This window comes from Herbaspirillum lusitanum (assembly GCF_026127345.1).
In the GTDB taxonomy this organism is placed as follows: Bacteria; Pseudomonadota; Gammaproteobacteria; order Burkholderiales; family Burkholderiaceae_D; genus Herbaspirillum; species Herbaspirillum lusitanum.
Window position 1 is genome coordinate 829238 of the sequence record NZ_QXFG01000008.1, and the last position, 12203, is coordinate 841440.

Here is a 12203-nt window from a genome sequence, read left to right on the forward strand (position 1 = left end):
ATTGACTTCTTGTCTCACTTTTTCAAAATATGTCCAGATTGACCCCATTCGGCAGCCCGTATCGCAGCGCAGGGAGTGATGAAATATTTCCTCCGGGAAATTTTATTCATTTTGGCTGGTATGCCTGCACCGTTGCGTCCTGTCAGAAGCGATCGGAAAGGCGGGGCTCAATATGTGTGTGAAATAAGGCAAACATCCGATGTTTGGCGCACGTAGAACTGACGACTACTTGGAATCTGCGGGACTTAAGTGATTAAAAGCTTAGCGACATCAATTGAGCACCAAATACTCAGGTTGGCATGTCTCGGTAGGCTGGGTGAGGATGACGAAAAACGTCACTATGTTCACCTTGAATCATTGAATTGTCTGCCGCCGTGAACATTTTTCCGTGAACAAATTGCGCCGACTTATAAAATTCGCCTTTGCGAATCAGCTACCTAGAGAAACATGAACATATGACATTGGGGACTCGTAAAATTACATCCAATGTTTATTTTGTTTACCAACCGTTGCCGTGCGCATTGGTCAGGATGTAGCCGTCGGCGCCTACGATGAAGCCGGAGCCGAGCGTGCTTTCGTCAACGCGATCTTGTCTCGGTACGTTGCCTTCACGACGCAGTCCGGCCTCACGCACCGCGCTGATGTTCACCACCGCGCCGCCGTAGGTTTTGACCAGCCGCGTGAAGTCGGGCGCGGGTTTCAGCGCAACGGTGCTCGACGCCTTTGGCAACATGGCGCCGGAATCGACGCCGCCGGTCTGGGCATGCCGCCGGCAACGCGAAAAACAAGGCTGGCAAGACCAGCAAGACCGATGGTGTCATGCGGAAGCGAAGCATCGAAATCGGTGAAGACGCGGCATATAGCGGTGCCGGCTACTGCTTTTGCGGAAAATCCAGCGACAGCTGCAATACCATCGGCTGTCGCATGTCCGGCGGCGGCGGCTCCGATAAAGGCTGGGCCGTCAGCAAGGTGCGCAGATCGGCGTCGGCCTGGGCATTGCCGAGCGAGGAAAATTCCAGCCGCTCGACCTTGCCCGACGGCGCGACCCACACGCGCGTCACCAGCGGCGGCGGCAATGCCTGGCCGTCCTTGAGCAAGCGTTCCTGCATCCAGCCGTGCAAACGCACGACTGCATCGTCGGCGGGATCGCTGAGCCACGCAGAAAATTGGTTGCTTGCGAGTTGCGCATAGCTGATCCAGTGCTGAGGTGGTTGTTGGGATTGCACCGGCTGTGCGGGCAGCGCTTCGGCCGGCGCCAGCATGGCGGCAATGCCGATGCCGGCGCCGATGCGCCGGATCAACTTGAGACCGGCATGCCATCGGGTGGCCCGGTGCGGCACGGGGCGATTCTCCAGCTGCGAAAATTTTTGCATATTTGTCTCTGTCAAATGAAGTACCTCAGGGCTTGATCATAGCTGCGCAAATTACCCGCAAATGACGCCGGCTCCCAAGGTGAAGGCGCGTGCGGCGGGCGACTGCTGCGCGCTGATTTGCGCGGTATCGCTTTCGGCAAAGCCGACGTTGGCGGCGCGTAAAAAATGCTTGATGGCCGCCGCCGGCAATGCCTTCACCAGCGTGGCGGCGCCTGTTTGCGCCGGATTGCGCACATGCGCTTGCGCCACGCCCGCACCGGAAAGGGCGCCAGCGACACGTTCCACCACCATTCCCAATACCAGGCCGCCGGCGCCCAGCACCGCACTGCCGCTGGCGCCGGGCTTCACGCCGGACAGCAGTTGAAGTTCGCCGCCCTCTTCCGGCACCGTGATCGCATTGCTCAAGGTGCGAGCCCGGTCAGGCAGGCGCAACAAGCGCGAATAGGCTTCGGCAAATACCGCCACGCTGCGCTCTGGCGGCAACGCTGAACGCTGGAACACGGCACTCAGAAAAGGTTTGAGCGCTGTGGCCAGCACTGCGACGTCGTCCTCGTTGCTGACCGCACGCAAGATCGCCATCACCACTTTTCCATCCTTGACCACATATAGCGAACGGCATCCGGAGACCGCATGCCTGGCCGTCAGCACATCGCCGTCGGCGTTCAGAAATATACCGCTGGCCTGCGCCTCGATACTCTCCGCCGGAGCAGCGCTGCAGGATAAACAGAGCAGGCAGCCCGCCGCCAGCATGTACCAAAACCGCGTCGACCGGGCGGCGCGCCGGCTATCTCCCGAAATGTTTTTCATGTTGTTCCGCCCTGCTCCCCTTGCCGCTTGTACATGCGTCGGCCCAAGGGCCGCGCACGGATGTTGCGGCATTTTCTCACAGCAGTTTCATGCTTCTTTATCGATCGTGGCGTCTCCTCTTGCGAAACGCCACGGCATCGGCGCCGTAGAGTCTGGAAAAGCAGGTGGCGGCCCTGGTCGGCATAGACGATTGAATACGATATTCATGTGGGGGCAGGAAAACAAGTTACGCGAAGTACGTAACCGCAGACGGGCAGCATAGCGAACAAACATGACGTTGCCATGACGAGAGGACGGGATCGAAACAAAGACGAGGCAGGTGGGGAAGCACGGCCGGGAACGCGGCGCGCTCCCGGTTGAACGACGTTACGCGGCGTCGGCTTCTTCCAGTGCGCGCGGTTCCGCAGCGACCGCCTGTGCCGCTTCCGCGGCAGGCACGGCATCAGCCTCTTGCGCGGCGAAATTGCGCAGATGCAGGAAGAACTGCCCCATCATCTGCGTCCACAACTGAAACGTCATGCTGAGGTTGCCCTTGCTGACGCCGCCGGCGACGATGACATCCATCTCCAGCGCAATCATTTCGCCGTGTTCCACGATGCGGGCAAAACGCTTGTTGCGGTGCCATTCGGCAATCAGGCCCGGAGGCAGGACGCCGCCTTGTACGCGCAGGGGGCAGCTCATGGTGAAATCGATGAACTGTCCCTGCTGCGCAGCGGCATTGCCCCACAATACCTGGAAGCCGACGCCCTGACTGGCGCTATGCAGATGCGCCACGCCGTTGTGTTCGAGTGCAGTCACCGAACAGCCGGCTGACTTGATGGCCTCGGATACCTGCTCCGGCGTCACGGCGACGAGCAATTCGGAGAGGTCGGTAGCTGCTGCGATGTCGGTTGATTTCTTCATGGTCGATCCTGATATAAAAATTGAGAAAAACGGCAATGTCTGTTTCGCCGCGCCCCGCCTCTGTACGGGCTGGGTACAGCGGCATGGATCAGTTCACTTTTTGCAGCGCGGCGTCCAGCGTGGCCGTATCAATGTTCATGCGATCGGCCGGCGCCAGGCCTGAGAGATACGCTTGCACCAATTGCTGCTGACGCTGCTGGCGCAAGGCTGCTTGCAGGCGCGGTTTCATTTCTTCCAGCGTGGCAGTTCGCGCCGGCTGAGCTTCCAGCAACTTGACGATGTGGATGCCGGCAGCCGCCTGCACCGGTTCACTGACCTGGCCGGCCTTGAGTTTGGCGACGGCTTCGCGGACTTCCGGCAGCATGTCTGTCAATGCCAACGTACCGACTTCACCACCGCGGGCGGCGCTGCTCTGGTCCTGCGACTCGGTCTTGGCCAGGGCGGCGAAATCGCCGTTGCGCGCCTGTACGGCAAGACGTTTTGCCTTCTCCGCAACTTTCTTGTTGCCGACCGCATCAGTGGCCGATGTGGACAGGTAGATCTGCGCGACGCGATAGGCGGCCGGTAGGTTGTAGGTGCTCTTGTTCTGTTCGTAAGCGGCCTTGATGTCGGCGTCGGACGGATAATCAGCCGGCACCTGCGTCATCGATTCGAGAAAGCTGGTGGCCACCAGGCGGTTGGTGATTTCCTTGACGGCGGCATCGACGCGCGCCTTGATCTCCGGACGTTCGGCCCAGCCCTTGCTGCGCGCTTCCCGCAACACGGCTTCACTGGTGACGCGCTGGCGCAGCCAGTTCTCCAGCCCGGCGCGATCGTTCTTGACGGCCGTGCGTTCGTCCGGAGGCAAGGCTTGCAGCATGCGTTCCAGCTCGGCTTGCGGCACGCTGACCTGACCCAGGCTGGCGACCGGCTTGTCAGCCCCCTTGGTCTGGGCACCGGCGCTGCCGAACACGGCGACCAGCAGGACTGCGGCCATGCCGTGCAGACAAGGACGAATGTACTGCGCGTTGAATTTGACTGGTTTCATTTTTTCATCCTTTTTAAAAGTACTTTCTTGCTGGAAGCGGACACTTGCGTTGCTCAGCGCGATTGCGTCGACGCGGGAACAGTTGCCGGCGTCGTTTCGGCGCTCGCCGCCGGCGTGACTGGGGTGCGATGATCAAAACGCCCCTCATACAGCTTGTCGCCGTATTGCTGTGCGATTTGCTCATACTTCACCCGGCTCTGCGCGGCGAACGGCTGGTGCACCGACATGATGGTGCCGAGGTCCATCGTTTCATACGCCTGCAAGATCTCCTGTCCGACCGTGTAGAGCTGGGTGTTCTTCGCTTCGCATTGCGTGATTGCCGCCTCTTGCGCCTTTGTGGCCTGGGCCAGACGCTGACGCTCTGTTTCCGCCGCACGCGCCAGCTTCAGCAACTCTTCGTACGCGTTGCGGTACTGCGCGCTCTGGCCGTTGGATTTATCCAGGGCGGCTTGCGTGGCATCGTGGCTCTTCTCGCGTGCGCGGCGTTCAGCCGCAAGTTGCGATCTGGCTTCGGCGAGTTCCTTCTTGACGTTGTCGGCCTCCGCCGCCGGGGTATTCCTTGCACCGGCGGCGGGCGACGTTTTCCCGGCTTTGAGTACCGCCAGTTCGTTTTGCGCTTCCTGCAACTGCGTGGTGGTGATACGCAACTGATTGCGCAGGCGTTCTTCCATGCTCTGTCCCTGCTGCGCGCAGACGGCACTCGCCGTGAGCATCAGCAGAGCGGCTGCGGCTAGCGTGCTCATGCGGCCGGAGGTATGCAAACCTGATGACATTCTTGCCTCCTTAGAAACGCGTGTTCACTTCAAGCTGCAAGGTATCGATCGATACCGGCGCGCCATACACCGACTTGGTTGCGAACCAGCGTCCCGAGAATTGCGTGTTCTTGTCGATCGCGTAATTGCCGCCGAGGTAATAGCCCTTGGCGTTGGTGCCGCCCTGATGGAAGGTGGAATCGTTGTAGGCATCCGGCAGCGCATCGGGTTCGATGCGCTTATAGCCGGCCAGCACGTTCCACTCGCCCTGCACTGCCGGTGCCGGGTTGCCCAGTGTGGCTTGCAGCATGTAGGCATTGGCGCCGCTCTTGAAGTCGCCGCGTACGCCCGGTTGCGCAGTGCCGCCGTTGTTGACGATGCCGACCGTGGCGCGACGGAACATTTCGTTTTCGTCATATGCCAGATTGCGGATGAAATTGCCGTCCAGGCGGAAGCCGTAGCCGCCGGCGATACGTGTATCCCAGCGCGCGTTCAGATCGAGCAGTTGGAACTTGGATGCCAGGCCGACGTATTGCGGTTGCGGCGTGTTGGCCGGGCTGGTCGGATCAAGCGCAATGGTACGCAACAGCATGAGCGTATTACCACGTTGCATGAAGGCTGGGCGCGACCAGTCGGTGTTGCAGCCATCGGCGCCGGCATACAATGTGCACGAATCCGACGTGCGGCCGCTGATGTTCTTGAAGTCGTAGTAGGCCACGGCGCCGCGCAGGCGATTTTCGTTGTCGAGCTTCCACTGCGCGCCGACCTGTGCGCCGAGCAGCCACTTGTTCTGGCTCGACAGTTTTGTCTGGCTGCGGCTCGGGCTGCTGTCGGACGAATATTCCAGAGGGATCACGCCCAGCGTGCCGAACACCGAAATATCCTTGTTCGCCAGCGTCTTGTCGTACTGCGCGACGAGGCCGTCGAAATTCAGATCATTGGAGAACAACATGTCGGTCGACATGAACGGATTGCCGAAGCGACCGCCGGTGACTTTGACCATTTCGTTGAACTTGTAGGACAGCCAAGCCTGGTCCAGCCAGACGTTTTTCTTGCCCAGACCGCCACCCAGGGTCTGCGTGGTCGAGACCGGGCTGTCGTCGCTACCGCTGGCCAGGCGCAAGCCTGCCTGCGTGCTCTCCGAAATGTCGGCGAAGATCCCCAGGCGTGCACGGATGCGCAACTGATTGGCGCGATCCTTGTTGGTATTGAGCAGTTGCGGCAATGCCAGGTTGGTATTTGAGTTGACGTCGTAGCCGGTACCTGAGTTGATGCCGCGCCAATCGGTTTCGATGTTGCTGTTGTTGGCGGAATAGAAGCGCGACTCGCCGCGCAAGCGCATGTCCCCTTCGACACGGATACGCTTGGTCCATTCCGGCGTTTCGTTCGGTGCAGCCCAGCCTTCACTCCTGGCTTGCGCCATGATCTCGCCTTTGACTTCATCGCGAATCTGATCTCGCACGCTGGCAGAAATGTAGGGCACGCGCACATCGCCCGGTTCGATCTTGCTACGCCCTGCGGCTGCAGGTGCGGCGGCAGCAACAGCCTGACGCTGCGCTTGCTGCACGGCGATCGCTTCGGTCTGCGCTTGCGCCAGCAGTGCATTGCCAACATCTTTCTTCAGGGCGCCGCTCTCGATGAGGCCGCGAATCAATCGCACCATCGCGGTTTCAGAAGAAGGCGACGTCTGGGCATGTGCCAGCGGCATCAGCAACAACGCGGCGGCAGACATGCCGGCCAATACCGTGGCGCGGCGCAGCGTCTTTTTATGCTGCTTGCGGGCGGCAAAACCATTCTTGTCGAGTGGTGTGTTCATTACATTTCTTCCCCAAATAATTTCAAATTAAAGATGACGATGGCGGTGTTTCAGGGTCGCCGGCCGCGGATGGACATATGTATCGGATAGCGTTGCGCGGCAGGCGGACGTTCGTCAGCCTTGTATTCGCGCACCATCGTCAGAATCGCTTCATCGATCTTGGTATTGCCGGTGCTTTGCAGCAGCGTCGCTTTGACAACCTTGCCGTCCGCATCGAGCGTGACGTCGAGGCGGATGTCGTCGAACGCCAACTGACGCGTGCGCGGATCGCGGGTGAAAGCTTGCTGCAAGGCCGTACCGAAATAGCGCCCGTACGAACCGCCCATGCCGCCGCCGGTGCCGGTAGAGCCCCCGCCGCGCCCGGCCTGGATGCCGAATGCATCGTTGCCCGCTTGTGCGGCGCCGTCGATGGTGACCGGATCGCCCAGATCCTTGGAAGGACTAGGTGGACTATCGTCCTTGGGCGACTCCATCTGTTCCGACGGTTTTGGTTCGGGAGCGACTTCCGGCTTGATCTTGTCCGGTGTCGGCTCGGGCAATTTCTCAGGTTCCGGCGGCGGAGGCGGTGGCGGCGGCAGCATCAACATCGGTGGCGAAGAGACTTCGCGTTTGGTGCTGGCGACGCCCGACAGGAGATACCAAACCAGCGCCACGACCGCGGCCAGCAACACTACGCCGATGGCGATGCCGCTCCAGCGATGCCACGAACCGGAAGCCTGCGTGGTCGCCGGAGCGTCGTTATTCGCACTACTCAATTTCACGACGCTCTCCTCACGATTGCTTGCCGGTGACGAGGCCGATCTGATTGAGCTCGATACGGCGCAGAAGATCGAGGACTTCCACCACCTTGGCATATTGCACCGCGGCGTCGCCGCGCACGATGACCGGGAAGTCCGGCGTCAGCGCTTTTTCAGTGCGCAGGCGCTCTTCCAGCTCGGGCAAGCTGACCGGATACGCATCCAGGAACACCTGGCCGGCGTTGTCGACCGTGATTGCCTTGGTCTTCGGCTTTTCCAGCGCAACCGAAGCACTGGCCTTGGGAAGATCGACCTTGATGCCCGGAATGCTGGCGTTGCTGGTGAGGATGAAGATCACCAGCACCACCAGCAGCACGTCCACGAAGGGCGTGATGTTGATCCCGCCGGTGCGTCTGCGCGGGGTGTATTTCGCTCTCGCCATGATCGCCCCTTATGCCTGCAGTTGCACTGCACGCAGGTGGCGGCCGTCGCCCTGCTCTTCGGCCAGGCGGGTGGCGAATTCATCGACGAACACCGCCATGTCGGCGCCGATGGCGTCGGCGCGCGATCCCAGCCAGTTGTAGCCGAACAGCGCGGGGATCGCCACGCCCAGGCCGGCGGCGGTACAGAGCAGCGCTGCCGCCATGCCCGGCGCCACCGAGTTGATATCCACCGCGCCGGCCATCGCCGCCACCACGAACACCAGCATGATGCCGATGACAGTGCCGAACAGACCGACGTAAGGCGCGCCTTCGATGGTGGTGGACAGCCAGATCATGCGCTTGGCCATGCGTTCGTTTTCGCGCACCATGACGCCGTCCATGGCGGCACGAATCGCGTCGATGGTTGCCGCCGAGACCGACGTCATGTCGTAGCCGCGATCGTGACGGCGGCGCATTTCATCCACGGCGACGTCATACAGGCGCCACAACGACGAATCCTGCTTGATCTGTTCCGGCACCTTGTTGCTACGACCGAGCTGGTCGAGAGACGCGCCGGCGGTTTCGTGGAACAGGTTCATGAAGATCGCATTGGCGCGGGATGTCGCTGCATAGAAACGGCCCTTGCTGATCATGATGGCCCACGACAGGAACATCATCAGACCCAGCACGATCACCACGACCCATGCATCCAGCGGCATGGCCGCGAGGATGAAGCCGAAGTGGCTCTTGCCGGCCTGCTTCTCATCCACGCCGAAAGCAACCAGATGCGAATCGCCGCCCTGCGTGACCGCATCGGCCAGCAGCAAGGCGTCAGGACGCGCTACACGCGACAGACGCACTTCGTCGATCGCGCCGGCAAAAGGCGCCATACTCGAACCGGCTTCGGTATCGCTGCCGATGGCAGCCGAGGCGTTCATCGCCGACAAGCTTGCCGGCAGCGCCACGCTAGGACGTCCGCCGACCAGCAGCGCCACGTTCTGACCGTCGCCCTTGACCGCGATATGCGACCACTGGCCGGCCTGGATCGGTTGACCCGGGCTGCTGCGCTTGCCGTTGACCTGTACGAACGGCACTCCTGCATCGACGCCAATCAGTAGCTCTGCGCCGTTGCCGCGACGGGAATAGATGACCTGATTCGGACCCAGTTTTTCAGGACGCACCCAGGCCGAGAAGGTGAACTTCCCGCCTGCCGTCATTTCCAGCGAAGGCGTGGCCGGCAGCATTAGCGGCACGCCGCCCAGCTTGGCGCCCTTGCCGATCACGGTGCCGTCGATGCTGACGACGGCGGTCTGGCCGTGATTGCCGTAGGCGGTGCTGTCGCGCGGCGGCACATTGGCTTCGGAGAAGTGATAGACCAGCGTGTAGTCGGAATCGAAAGTACGCTGGCCGTTGCCGTAAGCCGGGGCCTTCGGATTGCCGTAGTACATCCACAGCTGTTGCGGCGCGGCCGTCAGGGCTGGCACGTCGACCCACACCAGGGCGATGCCCAGCAGCGGATCGAATTGTTCGATCTGATAGTTCAGAACGGTCTTGTCGTCGGCGCCGACGAAGCGCAGGTCGTTGCCGCTCTCATTGACATCCTGAAAATTGAAATTACCCGTATGCAGACGCACCAGCACAGGCGTGCGGCCGGCATCGCCGCCGATAGCGCCGCCTTTGGGACCGCCGTCGATGGTGATCGGCTTGCGATATGCCCAGTCGGGCTGCCACCAGGCATGCGCCAGATTCGGCAACAAGGTGCTCGCCAGCGCGAGCATGAGAAAGAGGATACGTCGCATAACAATGGATCTCCGAAAACGCGTATAAAAATAGTTAAGTGAAGGCGTCGACGTTCAGTACGTCGCCGTGAGGCTGAAATTCAGCCGCGGGGTATGGTTGGGGGTACGGGGCCCCTTCTTGAGCGGGTAACCGAAATCGAAGCGACCGCTGATTGCCTGGCTGATCAGAAAGCTGCTGCCGAAGCCGACCGACGCGAGTGTGTAGACGTCAACCTGTTCCGGCAACGGCTCACGCAGCTTCAGACGCGCCGCATCAAGGAAGGTGTAGATGCGCCAGTTTTCCACCACCGGATTGAGGTAGCTGAGCATCGGCGAACGCAGCTCTATCGAACCGACAGTGCCATAGTCTCCGGTGGCCTCTGCCGACAGATAACCCCGCACGGAGTTGAGACCGCCGGCGGCAATCTGCTCGCCCGAGACCAGCGGCGAATCGGTAATTTGCGTATTGAGTCGGCCACCGAGCTGCATGTTGTTGCTGAACGTATGCGTGCCGTTCAGATCAAGCTTGAGCACCAGGAAACTGGAGGTCGCCTTGTAGCGGTTGTAATCGAACTGCGAATCGTCGCTGCCGTAGCCGAAGAAACGGCTGGTACTGTTGAGCAGCGTGAAATTGATTCCGTACTGATTGCGCTCACCTTGCATGAAGCCTGCATAGGTCAGCGATACCGGCGCATATTTCAGCGGCACGGTGTCGCCTGCACCGTTCAGTTGCAGCGACTGATCGTTCTTTTTCAAATCGACGCCGGCGCCGAAAGCGTGATACCAGATTCCCGCATTGGGAACCGTGTAAGTCGCCTTGATGCCGATCGAATTGCCTTTGCCAAGCACGCTGGTGCCGCCGACGGTGGCGACGTTGCTGTTGGAGATGAAGCCCGATGCTTCAATCGCCCAGTTGGTGCCGCGCAGCGGCGCGCTGTACGATCCGGACCAGACGCGGGTCTGGTTCATGTCCTGCGGCGTGCCGAAATAGCTGAGCGAGGCGCTGTGGCCGAGCTGCCAGAGATTGTCGTAGCCGATCGAACCGGTCATGCGCAACGGCCTGGTGTCCGCGCTGTAGTCGTTATTGACGCCGACGCTGGCGCGCCACGGGCTGCTGTCGTCAACCTTGAGATCGACGTCCATGGTGCCGGGAACGCTGCCCTGCTTCACCAATGGCACCACCTGGCGTTTGGCGCCGCGATTGAGCGCGGTCAGTTCCACCTGCGCTTGCGTAAAATCGGGCACCGCGCCTTCCTTGAGCGCCGGCACCTGGTCGCGCACTTCGAGCGGCGAATTGTATTGCGCGCCGACCACGCGCACGCGGCCCACCTTGGTTTCGCTGACCTGCAGGAAAACCACGCCCTCGGTGACCTGCTGCTCCGGCAGGTCGACATACACCGATTGATAACCCTTGGCGTTATAGGCCGCCAGCAGCGCGTCGCGTGCGCCTTCCACGTCCTTCATGGTGCGTTGCGGCCCGAGGAATGGCGTAACCGCCTTTTCGATGCTGCGCGCGTCCAGCACGGTATTGCCGCGCACGATGTACTCGTTGATGTCGACGCGACGCGTGTCTTCGCTCGACGCAGCGGCCGGTGGCGCGACCGCATTGCCGGCCTCCTGGGCCGATGCGGCGCCCTCCACTCCCATACCCATTCCGGCCGCCAGCATTGCCAGGCATATCGCCCGCAGACAGCCAGGCGATCCGTGTTTGTTTCGGTTTGCTTCATGCATATGTGAACCCAGCCCTCTTAATCCAACTCTTCTCGGCGCCTTGCTTCGCGATGGCGAAGCCGGCATCTGTCATCAATGCCGTCGATCGGTATCGATGCAGCGTCTAAATGCATAGACGATTGGCATGCGCCGGAACCGTCAAATGTCATCAAACGTTCATAATTCTTTTTTTGACAATGTCCGGCGGCGTTGGCGAGCGGCGAAAAACCGCGTCGCTGAGAATTCCTTCGCTCTGCCGGACACGTACCGGGACGAGCTTGTTTTTGTTATTCGACGATGTCTCGGCACTGCTCTTTTTGATTGAAAGCCTTGCCGACATCGCCTATGCTGCGGTCATCGATTTCGGGAACGTAACGAGCCGAGATGCTAGCGGCAGGACGTGACCTCTCTGTGACAAAACCCGACGCGACGCCGGCAAAAAAATCATCCGAATCGCACTGCTCGCGTTGTGCAATCCGGGGCGGCGGCACACCCACACTGGAAAGAAAATCATGACCGTGAAAATAATCCTGCCGTTGCTCTTTTTTTCGTTTGCCGGCAGCGCTGCACCGGCATGGTCCGCGGAACCGGATGCTGCATCAAATGGAAATGCGGCGACCTGCATCGACGTTGTCGTCAATGGTGAGCACATTCCGTCTTATGACTGCCTGACGCAAAAGCTGATGCCAAAGGCGGCTGAAAAAAAACAGCCAACACCTGAGATGACTTCCGAGGCCATCGTCGGCAAGCCGTCCAATCAGCTCGGGCTGTTCAACTACACCGCCACCAGCAACCGCATGGGAAATACCTTTGGCACCTCGGTGTATCCGCAGCGCCCGTCGGCTGCACCGGCCGTTCCCGTGCTGCCGCGCTGACAA

At 60.7% G+C, this 12203-nt stretch carries 12 protein-coding genes; 1 reads left to right on the forward strand and 11 read right to left on the reverse strand.

Translation table 11 applies throughout. The features are described 5' to 3' along the window. Positions 1–499: 499 nt before the first annotated feature. The 11 genes from DXT88_RS12135 to DXT88_RS12185 all read right to left on the reverse strand — a co-directional run bounded on the left by DXT88_RS12135 (position 500) and on the right by DXT88_RS12185 (position 11262). Positions 500–733: a hypothetical protein gene (locus DXT88_RS12135; protein ID WP_407649317.1), complete on the reverse strand. Its 234-nt coding sequence runs from the start codon at positions 731–733 to the stop codon at positions 500–502. Between the two features lie 139 nt (positions 734–872). Further along, a complete protein-coding gene (locus DXT88_RS12140) occupies positions 873–1373 on the reverse strand; it encodes a YbaB/EbfC family DNA-binding protein (RefSeq protein ID WP_265213707.1) in 501 nt (166 codons plus the stop codon). Between the two features lie 51 nt (positions 1374–1424). Continuing rightward, a complete protein-coding gene (locus DXT88_RS12145; RefSeq protein ID WP_265213709.1) occupies positions 1425–2180 on the reverse strand; it encodes a S1 family peptidase in 756 nt (251 codons plus the stop codon). 366 nt (positions 2181–2546) lie between these two features. Then, entirely contained in the window at positions 2547–3083 is a 537-nt protein-coding gene (locus DXT88_RS12150; protein ID WP_265213711.1) for a YbjN domain-containing protein, read from the reverse strand. 88 nt (positions 3084–3171) lie between these two features. Next, the gene (locus DXT88_RS12155; protein ID WP_265213713.1) at positions 3172–4110 is read right to left on the reverse strand and encodes a peptidylprolyl isomerase; all 939 of its coding nucleotides are present in this window, start codon (positions 4108–4110) and stop codon (positions 3172–3174) included. Between the two features lie 53 nt (positions 4111–4163). Next, entirely contained in the window at positions 4164–4883 is a 720-nt protein-coding gene (locus DXT88_RS12160; RefSeq protein WP_265213715.1) for a hypothetical protein, read from the reverse strand. A gap of 10 nt (positions 4884–4893) precedes the next feature. After that, positions 4894–6678 (reverse strand): putative porin, encoded by a 1785-nt coding sequence (locus tag DXT88_RS12165; protein WP_265213717.1) that lies wholly within the window; start codon positions 6676–6678, stop codon positions 4894–4896. Between the two features lie 50 nt (positions 6679–6728). Next, complete coding sequence (locus DXT88_RS12170; RefSeq protein ID WP_265213720.1) at positions 6729–7439, reverse strand: energy transducer TonB; 711 nt, start codon at positions 7437–7439, stop codon at positions 6729–6731. 10 nt (positions 7440–7449) lie between these two features. Continuing rightward, positions 7450–7857 carry an ExbD/TolR family protein gene (locus DXT88_RS12175; RefSeq protein WP_265213722.1) on the reverse strand — a complete coding sequence of 136 codons (408 nt, stop codon included), beginning with the start codon at positions 7855–7857 and terminating at the stop codon, positions 7450–7452. A 9-nt stretch (positions 7858–7866) separates the two neighbouring features. After that, positions 7867–9636 (reverse strand): DUF2341 domain-containing protein, encoded by a 1770-nt coding sequence (locus tag DXT88_RS12180; protein WP_265213724.1) that lies wholly within the window; start codon positions 9634–9636, stop codon positions 7867–7869. Positions 9637–9690: 54 nt separating this feature from the next. Next, positions 9691–11262 (reverse strand): ShlB/FhaC/HecB family hemolysin secretion/activation protein, encoded by a 1572-nt coding sequence (locus DXT88_RS12185; RefSeq protein ID WP_265213726.1) that lies wholly within the window; start codon positions 11260–11262, stop codon positions 9691–9693. Between the two features lie 530 nt (positions 11263–11792). On the opposite strand from DXT88_RS12185, the gene DXT88_RS12190 reads away from it, so the two are divergent. Continuing rightward, positions 11793–12200, forward strand: coding sequence for a hypothetical protein (locus tag DXT88_RS12190; RefSeq protein ID WP_265213728.1), 408 nt, complete (start codon positions 11793–11795; stop codon positions 12198–12200). Positions 12201–12203: the final 3 nt, after the last annotated feature.